The organism is Paenibacillus sp. JQZ6Y-1, from assembly GCF_040719145.1.
Taxonomy (GTDB): Bacteria; Bacillota; Bacilli; order Paenibacillales; family Paenibacillaceae; genus Saccharibacillus; species Saccharibacillus kandeliae.
On the sequence record NZ_JBFDUZ010000004.1, the window covers coordinates 138,992 to 156,900 of the forward strand.

Here is a 17,909-nt window from a genome sequence, read left to right on the forward strand (position 1 = left end):
GTGTGTACCCCTTCATTGTGTAAATTTAAATACGATTTTTGGATGCCTTTAACAACATACTGATAATACAGGTTTGCGTCAATATGAACGTATAAAAAAGCGGCGGATACATGTATACCTATACCTTTTGGTATAGCATCCCATTTCGTGCGAATCACGATGCCATACGTTAACTTTTATATACACCCATTTGGCACAATTCACGCACTGTTCCATCGCTTAGACGCTGGATAGAACAGCGTATATCATTATACTCCTCGCACGCAAAAAGTCATGCTAAATTTTGCCCAATTTTGTTAAAATAAAAACAGGTACGTATGGCTCTATAAGCAACAGGAACGACAGAGAGGCAAGACCCGCTTGCTAGCGGCTTTTTACACATGGCAGAGAAGTACGAAACAGAGGAGAACAACGATGAGAAAAATCATGATCCGCGTCCTGCTGATCACACTGCTGTTGATACTGGCAGGCATTGTCGCCTGCTTTTATTTCGGATATTTCATGTACGCGTACGGTTTGATTTTTCTGATTTTGGCGGTTGCTTTTGGATTGGGACAGTTGGCAAGCGTCAATAATGGAGTGTGGATGCACCGAAATGGCTATGATCGTCATATTCATGACCAAGCCGAACGCTATCGGCAGCATCGAGAGGAAGATTGAAGAACGGTGTCTCACCAACCACTTGTCTTAATGAAACGTAAATGACACGAGTTTGGATGTCTATTAGAGGAATCTTCAAATAATAAAAGTCGGTCGCACGGTGTATCCGTTGCTGTACCGGCTTTTATTATTTTTAAAGATGACAATATAATCCATTGATAACATATAATTCTTTGTGTGTATTCAGCCGATATTAATATCACCATGTATCCATGTGAATTGCCGACAGACACACTCTATCCCTACCGTTGACGGCGAATCAGGAAGCCAACAGGAGGACAACTTATGAAAAAAGCAAAATGGCTGATTCCCATGACGCTGGCAGGTATCTTGCTGTCCAGCTCCGCAGGCGTATATGCCGGTACCAAATTAGAAAAAGTACAAGCATTCAAAAACCACGCGATTCAGGTCGAAGTGAAAGGCAAAGCCTACACACCGGTTAGTGCTACTGGTGATAAACTGGCGCCGATTACGTATGAAGGCACCACCTACCTGCCTATTCGTTCGATTGGCGAATCGCTGAATACATCGGTGTTGTACGATGCCGTGAATAATAAAGTTATGATTGGCGGTGCGACGACTGATTCGGATACGTATACCGAGCAGAAAGCCGTTTCTTCCAATACTGCTTCCCCCACTGCATCAGCCGACAATACTTCCAGTAGTAGCACATCCGACCCTTCAACCAGCAGTTCTTCCAGTTCTGCTACGTCCAAGTCTAGTAGCTCCAATACATTATCCAAAGGAGTCACTGCGCCGGTAGAAGTACTGCCCGGTCCTATTGACAGTGTGAGTGATAATGCCGCCCCGGTTCCTTCAACTTCTTCTTCTATTGGTATGACCACCGGCACGATCCAAAATCCTTACCTGTCCGCAGACTTCCCTTTCCCAGCCGATGCAACCAAGATCAAGCTCGTTCAGCAAGCCGTTGGCGGCAAAAAGCAACTGCTGCTCGTCTATAGCACCCAAGCAGATTTGCAAACGGTCGGTGACGCATATGTTGCTTACTTCACTAGCTATAATATGAATTTTGGCGCGGTACAGATCGACAGCTCCGGCATTAGTCTTGTCGGTACGGTTAGCGATGAATTTGGTGTATCCATTCAGGGGAACCCGATGTCGCTGCGTCCGGGGTACAATAGTGTTTCTGTGACCCTTGCTGAGCAATAAAAATAGTAGCAAGAAGCGTCTGCAAACACGTTGAAATGGAATGATGGGAACGGCAGATAATTTTCAATAATGAAAATATCGAACGTATTTCGGCAGTGCAATGGTGCAGTATATTCTTCATATAGAAGAAACCCAACAGCTAACACGTCATTTTCTTTCATAATGGAGAATAGAACGCGCATCCATGTATCATTTTCATGAAGTTATGTTAACAAATGCGTGCAAATAAGCGATTACAATACAAACAGGCATCGTTTTCCCTGATCTATCAGGAGAAGATACGATGCCTTTTTTGCTATCTTGTCGACTTGTGAAAATCATGAAAATCGTCGGTATTCATGCGTATTTTTTCACATAAACAATGTATATACCCTTGCACAAAAGGGCTGAATCAAAAAGTCTGTAAATTTTTCAGAAAATTTCAATTTTAGTAGTGCAATGTGAAAATGGATGTGCTAAGATACATTGAGTTTTACGAGATGCCCGTCGGAACAGCCTATAAACCTTCACGCAAAACGGTGGTTTTGACCAGAAGGTTTTTTGCAGCGTAGACTGCTATATGCAAGATGTAATCACAAGAAACAAGCAAAAGGAAGGTGACATCATGAGCGCTATGAACCCTACACAAAACACAGCTCCAGCCGCAGACAAACAATTTAACCTATTCAAACTCACATGGCCGATTTTCCTCGAAGTATTCTTATTTATGCTAATGGGGATTGTCGATACATTAATGCTGAGCGACGTGTCCGATAACGCCGTTGCAGCGGTTGGTACATCCAACCAAGTCATTTCAATCGCAATACTGGTACTAGAGGTGATCGGTAACGGGGCAGCAATCGTTGTATCCCAGTATATCGGATCACGTAAGCTGTTGGAGGCAAGCCGCATTACGGCGGTTGCCATTACACTGAATCTGTCGGTCGGTTTGCTGCTCAGTGGCACCTTCTTGCTGTTTGGTAGTCATATTATGCAAGCTATGCACTTGCAAGGCGATATTTTGGCACTTGCTGAGAGCTATATCGCCATTGTCGGCGGCGCGATCTTCTTACAAGCGCTGATCAACACATTGGCGGCGGTGATCCGTACGTACGGGTTTACGAAAGAAACGATGTTCGTCTCGGTCTTTATGAACGTGCTGCACATCGGCTTGAACTATCTGCTGATCTTCGGTCACTGGGGTCTGCCGCAAATGGGCGTGCAAGGTGCTGCCATCTCGACCATCGTCAGCCGTCTCGTCTGTGTACTGATCTTCTTCTGGCTCATGTACCGCGTGATGGAAGTACGCATCATGATCGGCGACTACTTCAAAATGTCCAAAGAATATGTCATGAAAATTTTGAAAATCGGCGTTCCGTCCGCTGTTGAGCAAATTATGTATCAATTGTGCCAGCTCGTGTTCGTCTTCTATGTAACATATCTAGGCAGTGAAGCAATGGCTTCGCGTCAATATGCCAATAACATCTCCACCTTTATCTATCTGTTCAGTATTGCAATTGGTATGGGTACAGCGATCATCGTCGGTCGTTTGGTCGGTGCACGTCGTAAGGATGAAGCCTACCATCGCGTTTGGAAAAGTGTAAAATGGGCGATGGCTGCTACGCTGGTCATGGATGTGATCATTATCCTGCTGCGCGAGCCGCTGATCGGTATGTTTACTAGCAATCCAGAAATTATCCGTATGGCGTCACAGGTCATCCTGCTCAGCTTCCTACTGGAAACTGGTCGTACATGCAATATCGTTATTATCAACTCCTTGCGTGCATCCGGTGATGCCAAGTTCCCGGTGTACATGGGACTGATCTCGATGGTGTGTATGAGTCTGCCGCTGGGCTACCTGTTCGTTTTCAAAATGAATCTTGGTCTGGCAGGCATCTGGCTGGCGATTGCAGCCGATGAATGGACACGTGCGGTCATTATGTACTTCCGCTGGAAGAGCAGAGCATGGGAGAAACACGCACTTGTTCAACACGACGAACCGGAAACCACAGAAAGTGTACCTGTTCCGGCTCCGGTGTAAGGATATGGATTCATTCTTATATCATTCTATATGCTTGTGTCCTGCTACTTGATCGTATAAGCATACAGGATATTATCGTAAAACCCCCGTTCGCATAGATGCGGACGGGGGTTTTTGTATCTCCTTTTATGTGTTATGCCTTATATCTATGGAGAAAGACTGCTTTCCTAGGTACATTACGCGAACGTATGCGCAGCCACCTCACTGATCAAGGAAAGGGATAGGCGATGATAAAGGTTATTGATCTTCCAGCCGCACAATCCGGCGATACCGCATATAGGCGATGATAAAGGTTATTGATCTTCCAGCCGCACAATCCGGCGATACCGCATATAGCCGATGCGCTCGGACCAATCCAAATCCTCTTGATACGGATTGCGATAATAGGTCGCCACTGGCAGATAGCTCAGCATAACGCCTACACCGCCGCAGATGGCACTACCGCCATCGCCACCTTTATCCAGCTCCTGTCCGTCCGCTTGTAGAGTTAGCTCATACTGGTACGGGTCGCCAGCAAAATAAAGCCCAAAGGCATTGGGCAGCTCCAGATCGTAGAGACGCGTTTGACGATTGGAGGTGGAAGGAACGTCATTTGCCGCTGCTTCCGATTCTGCATCATTCGCCGTCTGATACTCCGTCAGATCGCCAAAATGCCGCACATTCATCGTATAATCAAAGCTGTTTCCCCACGGAAACAATGTCCGGCATCCACCACCATATACATATTCCCATTCATCCTCTGTTAGCAAGGCAAACGGCGCTGATAGATGCTCCTCGGTCCATTCCTGTACATCTTCGCTCTCGTCAAATAGATACAGCTTCACCTGTTCGCCGTCCCGCTCTAGTAGACAGGTCTGGTCGATTTCGTAGCTGCTGTGAGATGCCGCTCGGAATCTCTCTAGTGCCTCCAAAATATCGTCATCCTCCTGTGGATCTAGCTCCTCTGGTTCATACCGCTCCCAGCCAACCGAATGCGTCTGCCGTTCTACCAGCATTGCCGCCACATCAATCTGTCGCATCGGCGACATTTGCTGCCGGATCATCGGACCCGCTTCATCAACCTCCAAATCCAGTTCGCTCAAGCCTGCTTCCAGATCATCCCGTGATGCTTGATCCAGCTCCAGCGGCCACTGATCCCAGCCTAGTGTCACCGTATCGCCGGGAACATATACAAATTCACAGTCTTCATATGTAAAAATTCCTATCTCCATCGTCTGTCCATAACGGTTAAATGTCTCCAACCGTTGGAGTACAAATCCAGCTGGAAGCTGCTGTTCCAACTGCTTCAACCATTCCAACCGCTGCTCACTGCTCTGCTCGTTCCACACGGAACGATGATAAAGGGAATGCGCCATCGTATTTCGACTCCTCTCACTCTTTCAGGATTGGGCTGCAACCATTCCAGTATACTGGAAATCTACACGTAGCTATAACCTTTTCCTTCTCTAAGATTCAGCGTGTAGATAGCCCAGCAATTTCGTTTCCAAACCCTGTAAAAAATAATTTGAAAAAAAATCCAAAAACCTGTTGACAATACTACTTCCAAAATCATACAATACAATCAAACAACACGGTCAAACAAAACTGACGGTTTCAAAAAAGTGGGAGTGAGTTGCAAATGAAAGATGTTCTGATTATTGATGAGTTAAACCAACTACGCGCAGTCAGCGATCCATTCCGGGTTCAACTGCTGTATCATCTAGGCAGAGAGCCAATGACCGGTCAACAACTGGCGGAGAAGATGGATCTATCCCGCTCCAAAATTCATTACCATCTACAAGAGCTGGAAAAGAACGGCATTATCGAAGTGGTCCGTCGGGAAGAAAAGAATGGAATTTTGCAAAAGTTCTACAGCCCGATTGCGAAGGCAATCATTCCAAGCGAGGATTTGCTCAGCTTCAGCGGTGTACCGCAGCTGACGAAGAAGGATTACCAATTTGAAGGTAACGCCGAATCGCTCCAGCAATTCTTGGATGGCGTGGATCGTTTGTACAAGGAACTGAATGGCAAGGGCGGAGATGGTGAAACGTCTAGCTATGAAGTGAAGATTCAGTGGGCAGAGCTGAGTACAGCTAAAGTTGCCGATTGAAGCTCATTGACAACTGAAAGTGTCACACGCATCTGCAACGAACGTCGCAGATACGACAGCAAGGCAGGTCGAGAAGAAGGACCGCATGACGCGTTATAACCGTGATGCACGACGGCTGCCGAATACAAACCTATGACTTGAAAGAGTGTAGGTTTTTATTTCACCAAAACGGTCAAAAAAATATGACCGAACAATTTAATAAACATGAAAGGAGAAAGTCACATGAGTTCAATATTCCGAAACTGGAACTTTAACCTGCTGCTAAGTGGACGTTTTCTAGCCAATATGGGCGATAGCTTCTACGCCATCGCTGCCATGTGGATGGTGTATCAACTGGGAGGATCGACACTGTATACGGGCTTGGCGCTATTCTTGACTTCCCTTCCAGCGCTGGCACAAATCGTACTCGGTCCATTGATCGACCGTTTTCCCGCCAAACGGCTAATGATCTTCACCCAGCTAACCCAAGCGGTGCTGCTGCTCATTATCCCAGCATTGTATTCCTATCAGCTGCTAACCATCGCTGTTGTACTGACGCTAATGCCAATCATCTCGCTGCTCAATCAATTCATTTATCCGACCCAGCTGAGTTTGCTGCCGAAGGTACTCCCCAAGGAGCAGCTTACACGGGGCAATTCATTATTCGCCATCGCCTATCAAGGGAGTGACGCGGCTTTTAACTCACTAGCAGGTATTGTTATCGCCCTCATCGGTGCTGTATCGGTCTTCTATCTGAACAGCATGACCTTCATACTTACCGCGTTGCTGTTCACGCTGCTACGCTTGCCACAAGCAAATAAGAAGCAGCATGCTCCACAGGCTGACGATCAAAGTTCCTCTACATCTGAAGCGGAACAGCCAGTTACGGCACGACCGACTCTGCAAACCGTATTCCGCCAATATATGAGCGATTTGCGCGAAGGGCTGGATGTATTGAAAAAACCCGTCTTCACCCGCATGCTGCTCGGCATCATCTTCGTCAATCTCGCCGGTGTTTCCATCTATGCAGTACTACCCGCATTTGGTGAAAGCTGGGGAGGGCCGCAATACTACGGATTCTTCATGGCTGCTGCGGGAGTTGGGATCGTAACCGGTTCATACGCTGCTTCCATGCTCAAGCTGTACCGCTTCAAAATGGGCTTGCTGTACTGTCTACTCATCTTCATCTGCGGGCTGTGCTGGATGTTCACCGGTCTTGTACCTTCGGCGTGGATGGCAATTGCGCTATTCGCCATCGGCTGGATTCCAGCGGGCATGATCAACGTACTGTCTCAAGTCATGATCCAATCCATCGTACCGCCGCAGCTCATCGGACGAGTCATGGCAGCCGTTATCGGATTATCCGCCGCCATCGCACCGCTTGGAGCCATTCTCGGTGGAGTACTTGGAGCATGGGCAGGTAATTCGGTACTGATCATCTCCTGCGGTGTGATTGTCGTGATCAACTCGGCGTACTGGCTGCTTAACAAGCATACTCGTGCCATGCCGCCAGCAAAGGATATGACGCCTGCCGTGCTGGGATTGGCAGAATAACCGCTGCTGTTGTTCGTTTCGTAAATGATCGTTCACCGGTAAGCAAGTCGTTAGCCGTTCATTTGCAAACTGCTCATCTGTGAATAACGATTCCATCTACATCCAACATAGGTACAGCAACGATCCGCTTTAGAGTGACGATCCATCATTATTGCGCAGTGTCACCGGCCCACTCATCTGGAATCCACATCCTGAACATGCCGTTGTGCCTGCTGTCATACAGCGTTAGACAGCTTTACGTTAGGTAATGCAAGCAGGCTAGACCGCGATGGATGATTATACCCAATTTAAATAATGGAGGGATTCTTATGTTGATGAATGCAGAGCAAGGTATTGTGCTGGTTGGTGTCGAGGAAGCCGATAAAGGATTTTTGTTGCAGCTGTACAATAGCCCGACAGTCGTCATGAACGCCTTGGAGCCGTCGGATTACCCAATCTCCGCAGGTAGCATCGACAAGACGGTGGCGGTATTTGAATCCGGCGACAACAAGATGTTTATCGTCAAAGTAAACGGCGAACGTGCTGGTATGGCGATGCTGTACGAGACATCCTACATTCACCAACGCTGCAAATATGGTCTGGTGCTGACACCAAAATTTGTCGGTAAAAAAGTCGGTACGTATGTCACCGAGCTGATCCTGCAATACTGCTTCAACTACCTGAATCTGCGCAAAGTGTCCGGCGAGGTTCATCTGCATAACGAAGGAGCGATGCGCCTGATCCACTCCTTTGGCTTTGAACAGGAGGGTGTGCTGCGTGATCATGTCTACCGCGAAGGCGAGCATCGCGATATGTACATGTATAGCATTTTAAAATCTGCGGTTGTATATCCATCTAAGCTCAAGCCGTATGCGATAGCACGCTGACTAACAGCGTGAGCAAAGTGGCAACTGATATTCCATCAAGGAGGTGAGCGGCATGACAAACGAGCGTAACGTGATCATCATCGTAACGAAGTAAGGGGGGGTGTTGGTAGGTGGGTAAAGTGTCAGGTTCGATTTTAAAGTGAAGGAGGGACTCCACATGACAAACGAGCGTAACGTGATCATCATCGTGACGAAGTAAGTTTGGTGTTGGTAGGTGTGCAAAGTGTCAGGTTCGATTTTGAAGCGAAGGAGGGAACACTCATGACAAACGAGCGTAGCGTGATCATCATTGTAACGAAGTAAGGCCGGTGCTGGTAGGTGCGCAAAGTAGGAGGTTCGATTTTAAGGTGAAGGAGGGAATCCCCATGACAAATGAACGCAACGTGATCATCATCGTGACGAAGTAAGGTTAGGGTTGGTAGTTGGGCAGATTAGCAGGTTTGATTTTAAGGTGAAGGAGGGAATCTACATGACAAATGAGCGTAACGTAATCATCATCGTGACGAAGTAAGGTGGGTGTTGGTAGGTGAGTAAAGTGTCAGGTTCGATTTTGAAGCGAAGGAGGGACTCCACATGACAAACGAGCGTAACGTAATCATCATCGTGACGAAGTAAGGTTAGTGTTGGTAGGTAGGCAAAGTAGCAGGTTCGATTTTAAGGTGAAGGAGGGAATTCTCATGGCAAACGAACGCAGCGTGATCATCATCGTGACGAAGTAAGGTTGGTGTTGGTAGGTAGGCAAAGTAGCAGGTTCGATTTTGAAGCGAAGGAGGGACTCCACATGACAAACGAACGCAGTGTAATCATCATCGTGACGAAGTAAGGTTGGTGTTGGTAAGTATGCAAAGTAGGAGGTTCGATTTTAAGGTGAAGGAGGGAATTCTCATGGCAAACGAACGCAGCGTGATCATCATCGTAACGAAGTAAGGTTGGTGCTGGCAGGTAGGCAAAATAGCAGGTTCAATTTTAAAGTAAAGGAGGGAACACACATGACAAACCAACGCAATGTAATCATCATCATTAAGTAATCTATCCCTGTGAATAACAACGTATCCATCCTATTTCGCAGTCAAAGGAGGTAAGTCGATGTCCAATACCATGGATCGTGGTGTCATTATTATTATCAAGGCGTAAGTCCACTTGTATCGAAAATATCCTCTATCTTCTTCGCAATTTTCTTTCCTCGACATAATGAATCTGTATTTTAAACATAATTATAGACCGCTTTTTCGGATTTCTTCCCTGACATCACGATCAATCCGAAAAAGCGGTCTTTTTCTGTGCTTTTATATGTTAAAACGCAACAGAGAATACGTATTGCTTACATCCAAAGCTGATATAGAAGGGATCAGTAGATATTATAATGATAAGTATCATACAATAAAGCACAACCGCATAAGTATAACCATATCCAATTCATATTACATACTAGGAGGATTGCAATGAAAACATGTAAGAGTGTAACGATCGCTTGCTTGCTGCTCATTTTCTGTACAGTGAGCACATCTACAATCTATGCTTCTTCTGAAAAACCGGCAGTTTATTTTAATAATGAGAAGTTGGACATCTTTGCTGGGGTAGGCTACGCGGGGGTTACATATGTACCGTTTCGACTTATCTTTCAAAAGTTCAATATGCTTGTGAGTTGGGATAATAGTAAAAAAGCAGTGACTGCTACCGACGGAGTTACAACGATTGTGCTAACAAACAATTCGAGTCACGCAATTGTGAATGGAAAGACCGTTGATTTAATTGCTCCGCCATTTATTGATCCTACGAATAAAACATTCAACGTGAATTTGCGCTTCATATCGGAAACGATGGGTGCAAAGGTACAATGGTCTAAAAAAGGCAATGATGCCAGTGTTTATATTCAGACTGCTAAAAACGCCACTCTATAATATGAAGCCAAGAGCATTAGCCGCTATGCTGCTAGTGCTCTTTTTCTGTACTTTTATATCCTCAAGCCCGTGAATGAATCGGCACAGCCAGCAAAGTGAATACAGCTGGATAGGGCGAGGTGCGCTGCACCATATAGTCATGTTGCTCCAGCCAGTGATACAGCATATCGGATAGTGTGAAATGCTGCTCATCCGCCACAACACCTACATGTTTCGTCTCTGCACGATCGGATTGTGTTTCAACCAACTCCGACTCCCGTTCGGATTCTGATTCGCGGTCGGTGATACAGATTCGTCCATGCTTTTGCAGTACCCGGTGTAGTTCTTCCAGTGCCAGTGGCAGCTGCGATCGCGTCAGATGGCGAAAGGCAAAGCTGGATACGGCAAAGTCGAAGCTAGCGTCAGCGTAGGGAATCGATAGTAGATTGCCGATTCGCACATCCATCTGCGGGAATTTGCTGCGGCATTGCTTGAGCATCTCGCGCGATTGGTCAATGCCGGACATGGTTGCACCATACTCTAGCAACGCTCCAGCGAGATTCCCTGTTCCCGTTCCTAGATCCAGCCCGTGCTCCCCACTGGTAGCACGAATGGTTGCCGCTGTATGTGCTAAGGCGATATCATAGCCGGGATATTCGGGGCTGTCGGTTTGTACGTAGACATCATGTTCGCCTGCACGCTGGTCAAAATTCCAATGATCTCGCCAATTTTGCCGCAATTCGCGCAGTTGTCTCGCCTGCTGCGCCATATCAAAAAACTCCTGTACCGGCAGCTCTTGTTCACTGCGCAGCAAGTTCAGCATCTGCGCCGTCGTCTCCGCCATCCGCCGCATTTCCAGCCATTGTCCGGTTAACAGCGCCTGCTGCAATTCCAACACATACCGAAGCCGCTCATGATCTGGCATAGTCTCTACATCCAGCACTTCGCGTATTTCCTTCACCGCCATGCCAGCTTCGCGCAGCGCGATAATGGTTTGCAGACGCCATACATCTTGCTCGTCAAATACACGGTAATCGTTCTGCTCTCGCTTTACCTTTGGCAGCAAGCCATGTTGCTCGTAAAAGCGGATCGTCCGTGTGGAGATGCCCAGTTTGCTTGCGAGTTCATTGATTTTCATGACCGTCTCCTTTGCGAAGAAATAGATACCGAACATGCTGATTGTGGAGCTATTTGGTATGATAAGAGGTAGTAGGTTTGGATGAGCAGTGTTACCGTATGATTCATGATGATAAAACATGCTGAAAAACGACAGGGTGATGAGAATGAGCAGACTTGAATCCGGTATGTCAGCGGACAACGCATTATTTTCTGATATGGTGAGGTATGAGCACGAAACGATAAGCGGAGCGACCGTGAGCAACTCCAATATGGGCGCGCCTATCTTTTGGAACTGTCAATTACAGCAACTTGTGTTGGATTCGTGTGATCTGAACAATGCGCGATTGTTCGCGGGCTGTACGATAGATCAATGTACCTTTACACGTTGCGATTTGCGCGCTGTCGGTATTGCCCAAGGTGAAGCTGTGTTCACCCATTGCACATTTTCCTCCTGTGATATGAGGGGAATGACATTGGAGAATGCTACATTTATCGACTGCACATTTTATAAATGTAGATTCAATGATCGAATTTTACAAGTAGAGAATATCGTTCGTTGTTCGTTTACGGGCAAGCTGGTGGATATTACGTTTGAAGGGAATGGCAAGCAAAAGCTGATTGCTAACTTTGAGCATTGTATCCTTGATGGTGTTCAATTTATCGGCTGCGATCTGACGGAATGTATCCCGCCCACCTCCAAAAATCATCTGTATGTGGAACAGGTATCGGAACGCGCACGCCATGCGATGGCGGTGATTAACGATGATTCTAATCTGACGGAGGAGCAGCGAAAAGTGCTGGTTCGTTATCTGCGTAAGCTAGAGCACATGGAGCAATACATATGGAATACGGCGCATATGAAGAACATTTACGGTGACGATTTTGTAGAGACATTGTTCCGTAGTCTGGGATGCAACGCTGTATAAGGTATAAGGTAAGGTTAACTCATGATGAAATGAAAAGAGCATCAGCCGCCGTAGCGCTGCTGATGCTCTTTTTTCATGCGTACATAATCGGCATCTACCTTAGCTTCATCCCATTTTACCTTGAAAATCCGTGCTGATTCCGCTTTGATCGGATCGCTCGTATAGGGGAGAACATTGCCATCCTCGTCGTATTTGCGACCGCCTTTGTGATTGGTATAGCGACGGGCGCGGGTATAGCCCATTTGCAGGAATTTGCGTGCCATATCCATACCGACAAAGTCGTCGTTTTCTTTATATTCCAAAAACATAGCGTAGATTTTCTCGGACGATTCCTTGGCGATGTCTGGATTTTTAAAACGCCAGTGTGGCAAAATCTCGCTTTTGTAAGGCTCTACCATCAGCACGCCTTGCTCGCCCTTGCCCACACGGTACAGCTCAGGATGCTCGCGCAGATTAAGGTTGGGGTAGTCCAGATCGTAGTCGAATTTGTCGGGCATGATGGTTCCTCCTGAACGTGAATGATGGTATGACAATCGATGTATCTAGCAGCCAATAGGTATGGATCTATAGTTTCTATATACCCACTAACATCTCTACTCATTTCGTTACAGGATGAAAGGATAACAAAAACGGCATCTCCGCACCACTGAACATGAAGTGGGGGAGATGCCGTTTGATCAATCTCTGTAGCGGTTACGTATGCTATCGAATCCAATCGAAGACAACTGTATGTAGGATGTCTTCGATGCGAAATATCAAGCGCCGCGATGATCCATGATGTCTTTAATCTCATCCTTCAGCGTTTCGGATTGAGTGCCGAAAATGACCTGAACGGCACCTCGACCGAGTCGCATCACACCAGCTGCACCTAATTTACGCAGCTCGGCATCGTCGACTTGACGGTCATCCTTTACAACGAGACGCAAACGAGTGATACAAGCGTCAATGCTGTCGATGTTTTGTGAACCACCGAGACGAGTTAGTACCTGTGCGGCTTTGCTGTCTCCGGCAGTGTCGGATGCAACAATCGCAGCAGCAGGAACTTCACCAGCATTACCGCTAGCAGGAACTGCGGTAACCGCCAGATCATCGTCTTCGCGACCCGGTGTTTTCAGGTTGAATTTGACGATCAGGAAGCGGAACAATACATAATACACAACGCCAAAGGCAAGCCCAACTGGAATCATAAGCAGCGGATTGGTCGCCAGCTTCATGTTGATCAGATAGTCGATCAGACCAGCGGAGAAGCCGAAGCCCAGTTTCACATTCAGCATGTACATGATCAGACCGGACAGACCTGTCAGCAGTGCATGTACGACATACAGCAGCGGTGCGGTAAACATAAAAGCAAATTCCAGCGGCTCGGTAATACCCGTCAGGAACGAGGCAATCGCTGCGCTGATAAAGATTGCGGCGACCGCTTTGCGCTTCTCTGGACGCGCTGTATGGATAAAGGCAAGCGCCGCACCCGGCAGCGCGAACATCATGATCGGGAAGAAGCCGGACATGAACATGCCTGCCGTTTTGTCGCCAGCGAAGAAGCGGGTCAAGTCACCATGCACCACTTCACCAGCGGCATTGGTGTAATCGCCGATCTGGAACCATGCAATAGAGTTGAGTACGTGATGCAGACCAATCGGCACGAGCAAGCGGTTTGCTGCACCGAATACAAACGAACCAAAGCCACCCAAACCAACAACCCACATGCCGAATACGGAGATTGCGTCCTGAATTGGACTCCAGATCATACCGACCAGTGTTGCCAATACAATCGTGCTGGCTGCGGTAACCATCGGTACAAAACGCTTACCGGAGAAGAAGCCGAGCCAGTCTGGCATTTTGATATTGTGGAAACGGTTATACATATACGCTGCCCATAGACCGACGAGAATCCCGCCAAGTACGCCCATATTCAGCTTCACGTCATCCGGTATGTAGCCCATCATGCCAGGAATAATTCCCAGAATGGAAGTCAAAATCATGTAACCCAGTACAGCGGACAGTGCCGCTACCGCATCGCGTGCCATCCCGATAGCGATACCAACCGCGAAGATCAACGCCAGATTGTCAAAAATGGCACCTGCCCCAGCGGTCAACAGCGGCGCGATATAATGGTTCAAAAATCCACCGACCGCCGAGCCGAGCGGAATATCCGTTTCATAGTTTAACAAACCAAATCCGCGTAAAATAGCAGCGGCTGGCAACGTTGCAACCGGCAGCATCAGCGAGCGACCGATCTTTTGCAAAAATTGAAGCATGGGCATAAACCTCCTTACTGATGCCGAATCCCCATCCCGGCGATCAGTGTATTGAATTGCAGTTGTATCCTAACGACGAACATCTTGATTGGGAACACGCAGCAAGGCTAGCAAAGGAGCAAGTATAGGCACAGACGGGACGCTAGGTGCGATCAGACAATCAGTATCCCAAGCGAAAGGATCACCGAAAGCAATACTGATATGCTCAGCTATGCTCAACGTGAAAATAATACCTGTGACGTGTAAGAGCATATAGCGGATTGGAATGAACTGCGTGAAAAACATTTTCAGTAAATGAATCGTAAATGCGCGCTGCATTCCTATACATTCACTGCCTTTCGGCAATACAAATCCTACTGTCTATTCCTCACGTTGATACGTGCGGAACAAACGATACAAGTGCATTGCCAAAAAACAAACCTCATCCTCTGGCACCGTCAGCTTCATTTCTCGTTCCATCACCTGCTTCATCCGTACCGCTAGCTCGTATTCCTCGGCGTATTGCTCTCGAATATGCTGGATCAGCGGATTATCCACTAACGAACCCTGTACCATTCGCTCCAACGCAAAGCGCAGATGAATCATCAGGCGTACCTGATTCATGCTGCCCTGCTTGAAGGTAATCTGGCGGTCGTCCTCGATCATGCGCTGCAATTTGCTCAGCAGCGAGGACATTTTCACCAGTTGTCCGACTGGCACATGCGTAATCGCCGAGTGGATATGATACGTCAAAAAGCCCGCTTCATCCTCTGGAATATCCAGCGCAAACGTCTCGCGCATCAGATTCAGCGCTTCTAGCGCAACCTCGTATTCCTGCGGAAAACACACCTGCGTTTCCTGCAAAAATGGATTCACGATCTCAATGCTATGCCTCATCCGGTAGACGGTGAACTGAATATGACCGGGCAGCGCCAGATAGATTTTGTCATTCAACTGTTCTGGAAACCGTTGTCCAATCAACTGAATGATCCGGTCAGAAACCTCCATCACTGGTGCATCCATATCTTCAAAAAAGGTCGGATGATTCATCATCTGCTCCCGATCTTCCAGTCGGAATCGTTTCTCAATCCGTTCATCTGCTGTATCCAGCTCTTGCAGGTTTTTGGCAGCAAAGCCCAGACCTTTACCGAGCAGCACGTACTCCACGCCGGTAAACGCATCCGTTGCCATCACAATATTGTTGCCGACCACCCGATCTACCTGTAACATCTGCTGTTCTCTGTTCATGGAGACAATCACCTCTTGCTTGCAGAATACCACGCCGGACGAGGATGGAAAAGAACAATGAAGGGCTGCAGACACCACATTGCGAATTTCCTACCTACCGCTAGACGTAGAACCCCTGCTGAAACGCAAAAAAGAGCCAAGACAAAGGAGGTAGTACATACGATATACGTATGTCAGAACTACGCTCCGTTGCTTGGCTCATGCCCATTGCTGGTAACACGCCGATGTACGGTCGTTATGCGATTGGTTGCGATTTCATAAGTAGCATATAACGTATGACCGTCATCGTCAATAACATTTGCACATTTTCATGACGAAAATAATTTTAGTTAAGTTGTGATGGAAATCGTGGTAGTAGCTTTTTGATATTGAACGGTGGCTCCCAACGATTCACTGATAAATCGCAGGTTCACATACAATACGCCATTTTGCACAAATGGTGATTGCGCAAGATCATAGCTTTTGCCGTTGATGTAGGCGGTATTGGAGTTGGCTGTTAAGACGAATGATTTTGCCCCATCTTTGGTCGTAGCGGTCACGGTTTGCTTGCTTTGATCCCACGTTACATTCATATCATATTTGGTGAAAATATCGCGGAACGAAATCATCGCATAACCAGCATACGAAATGAGGGCATGGCTTTTGAATGTCTGATTGTTCACAAGAATAGTGGGAATGACCGGTTTGTTACTGGCATAGGTTTGCGGCGCCATGGCTCCCAAGACAAGTGACATGGATAAAGCGAATAGTATAGAGAATTTTTTCAACATAATCGCCTCTTTCATATAATTGATTAACCTGAAACAGTTATTGTTACCGTATTATTTGAATCTCTTGTTATTGTTGCCTTCTCTGTCAATGGAGTATCAAACTTTAAACTTGATACAGGATTTCCATCAATTTTAATACTTGAATAAATTGCTTTGTTTTTTCCTTTATTAGATGAAGAAACCACAGTAGAAAGAAGTTTCCAACTTTCTACATCAGCGATATTAAGACTAGAACTAGCTGTTTCCATAATTGTAGTAAGAGAAGTTTTTTGTGAATGTGAACAACTTTGATCAGCGCAAATAGCAGTACCTGTAATCTTCATTCTAGCTTTCCCTTCATAGTTATGCCATACATAGAGAACAACGTCAGAATCTGAAGCATAAGCGTTGGCGGATTGTACACTTGAATATCCGGCTATCAAATTTGAAGGACTTACAACGGTTGTTCCTTTTTTAACTACCATACTTGGTTTCCAGCCTTTAGAAGTTGAACCAGGACCTACTGTTGAATCATATAATAATCCCATATCTGCTTCATAATTACCGGAAGAAAATCCTGAATAATTATAAGCAGCTATTTCTTCTTGCACTTGTGAATCACTCGGAAGGTGAAGCATGGTTGAAAGATATCCACCTGATTGCTTAATACTTTGACGACCACCTATCCCGTCATTAATGACAAAAGAAGGATTTGAGGCAGCAAGAGAAGTTGGAGAAATAGTATTCGCATACGTGTTATTAGAAACTGTAGGAAGATTTTCTATACTGTGTAAAGAATTTAGATCTACTTTTTGTATATTTAGTTGTGGATTTTGATTTGGCGATTCTTCATATGAGTAAACATAGCTAGAGTCTAAAACTATGTAATTATATATTGCTTTGGTTGTATTTTTGTCAGTAATTTTGTTGAGTGATAAAACCTGCTGATTGTTTTGTGCTTTATCTTGCTCAATCCCAGTTTTTATTTCTGATAAAACATTATCGATATTACTTTCTGAGACCCCATATGGATTGCTTATTGTAACATCTAAAGGCATTTTTGTAGCTGACTGTTGAGAGGCTTGCACACTAAGCGGGAATGGAAATACTACACAGGAAAATGTTATCAAAGCCAAAATAAACGAAGTCCTTTTTTTTCTCATTTTGAATCTCCTTTAGTATATATGTATTTAATTACTTAATAAATATACAAGGAATTTCTTTATGTGTAAATATGGTATTTAAACAATATGCGTGAAAAGATCCATTTTATGGACTTTGATAGATTTTTATACAAATGCTTGTATTTGAAGCATTTAATTAAGAAAATTTAAAAATCCTACTTGCCTAGAAGTAATATGAATTTAGCCTTAGCAAGTAGGATTTTAATACTTTCTTCAGTATAATCTTAG

At 45.9% G+C, this 17,909-nt stretch carries 15 protein-coding genes; 8 read left to right on the top strand and 7 right to left on the bottom strand.

Features of this window, described 5'->3' with window-relative positions:
- Positions 1-414 precede the first annotated feature (414 nt).
- The 3 genes from ABXR35_RS19020 (at position 415) to ABXR35_RS19030 (ending at position 3,850) form a co-directional block, all read left to right on the top strand.
- Positions 415-660, top strand: coding sequence for a hypothetical protein (locus ABXR35_RS19020; RefSeq protein WP_367063622.1), 246 nt, complete (start codon positions 415-417; stop codon positions 658-660).
- Positions 661-945: 285 nt separating this feature from the next.
- Entirely contained in the window at positions 946-1,830 is an 885-nt protein-coding gene (locus ABXR35_RS19025) for a hypothetical protein (protein ID WP_367063623.1), read from the top strand.
- Between the two features lie 604 nt (positions 1,831-2,434).
- Entirely contained in the window at positions 2,435-3,850 is a 1,416-nt protein-coding gene (locus tag ABXR35_RS19030) for an MATE family efflux transporter (protein ID WP_367063624.1), read from the top strand.
- 293 nt (positions 3,851-4,143) lie between these two features.
- Here the strand turns inward: ABXR35_RS19030 and ABXR35_RS19035 are convergent, their stop codons facing one another.
- Positions 4,144-5,205, bottom strand: a complete 1,062-nt coding sequence (locus tag ABXR35_RS19035) for a hypothetical protein (protein ID WP_367063625.1) — start codon at positions 5,203-5,205, stop codon at positions 4,144-4,146.
- A 263-nt stretch (positions 5,206-5,468) separates the two neighbouring features.
- On the opposite strand from ABXR35_RS19035, the gene ABXR35_RS19040 reads away from it, so the two are divergent.
- The 4 genes from ABXR35_RS19040 (at position 5,469) to ABXR35_RS19055 (ending at position 10,239) form a co-directional block, all read left to right on the top strand.
- On the top strand, positions 5,469-5,939 hold the full coding sequence (locus tag ABXR35_RS19040) for an ArsR/SmtB family transcription factor (protein WP_367063626.1): 471 nt from the start codon (positions 5,469-5,471) through the stop codon (positions 5,937-5,939).
- Between the two features lie 222 nt (positions 5,940-6,161).
- A complete protein-coding gene (locus ABXR35_RS19045) occupies positions 6,162-7,472 on the top strand; it encodes an MFS transporter (protein WP_367063627.1) in 1,311 nt (436 codons plus the stop codon).
- A 308-nt stretch (positions 7,473-7,780) separates the two neighbouring features.
- Positions 7,781-8,338: a GNAT family N-acetyltransferase gene (locus ABXR35_RS19050; RefSeq protein WP_367063628.1), complete on the top strand. Its 558-nt coding sequence runs from the start codon at positions 7,781-7,783 to the stop codon at positions 8,336-8,338.
- A gap of 1,442 nt (positions 8,339-9,780) precedes the next feature.
- Entirely contained in the window at positions 9,781-10,239 is a 459-nt protein-coding gene (locus ABXR35_RS19055) for a copper amine oxidase N-terminal domain-containing protein (RefSeq protein ID WP_367063629.1), read from the top strand.
- Between the two features lie 61 nt (positions 10,240-10,300).
- Here ABXR35_RS19055 and ABXR35_RS19060 read toward each other — a convergent pair whose 3' ends face one another.
- Entirely contained in the window at positions 10,301-11,356 is a 1,056-nt protein-coding gene (locus ABXR35_RS19060; RefSeq protein WP_367063630.1) for a MerR family transcriptional regulator, read from the bottom strand.
- Between the two features lie 145 nt (positions 11,357-11,501).
- Here ABXR35_RS19060 and ABXR35_RS19065 point away from each other — a divergent pair, with 145 nt between their 5' ends.
- Positions 11,502-12,263, top strand: coding sequence for a pentapeptide repeat-containing protein (locus ABXR35_RS19065; protein WP_367063631.1), 762 nt, complete (start codon positions 11,502-11,504; stop codon positions 12,261-12,263).
- Between the two features lie 41 nt (positions 12,264-12,304).
- Here the strand turns inward: ABXR35_RS19065 and ABXR35_RS19070 are convergent, their stop codons facing one another.
- From ABXR35_RS19070 to ABXR35_RS19090, 5 genes are all read right to left on the bottom strand, one after another.
- Positions 12,305-12,760, bottom strand: coding sequence for a DUF4385 domain-containing protein (locus ABXR35_RS19070; RefSeq protein ID WP_367063632.1), 456 nt, complete (start codon positions 12,758-12,760; stop codon positions 12,305-12,307).
- A 258-nt stretch (positions 12,761-13,018) separates the two neighbouring features.
- The gene (gene nagE, locus ABXR35_RS19075) at positions 13,019-14,521 is read right to left on the bottom strand and encodes an N-acetylglucosamine-specific PTS transporter subunit IIBC (protein ID WP_367063633.1); all 1,503 of its coding nucleotides are present in this window, start codon (positions 14,519-14,521) and stop codon (positions 13,019-13,021) included.
- A 360-nt stretch (positions 14,522-14,881) separates the two neighbouring features.
- Positions 14,882-15,748 carry a PRD domain-containing protein gene (locus tag ABXR35_RS19080; RefSeq protein WP_367063634.1) on the bottom strand — a complete coding sequence of 289 codons (867 nt, stop codon included), beginning with the start codon at positions 15,746-15,748 and terminating at the stop codon, positions 14,882-14,884.
- Between the two features lie 329 nt (positions 15,749-16,077).
- A complete protein-coding gene (locus ABXR35_RS19085; protein WP_367063635.1) occupies positions 16,078-16,518 on the bottom strand; it encodes a copper amine oxidase N-terminal domain-containing protein in 441 nt (146 codons plus the stop codon).
- 23 nt (positions 16,519-16,541) lie between these two features.
- Complete coding sequence (locus ABXR35_RS19090) at positions 16,542-17,660, bottom strand: YrpD family protein (RefSeq protein WP_367063636.1); 1,119 nt, start codon at positions 17,658-17,660, stop codon at positions 16,542-16,544.
- Positions 17,661-17,909: the final 249 nt, after the last annotated feature.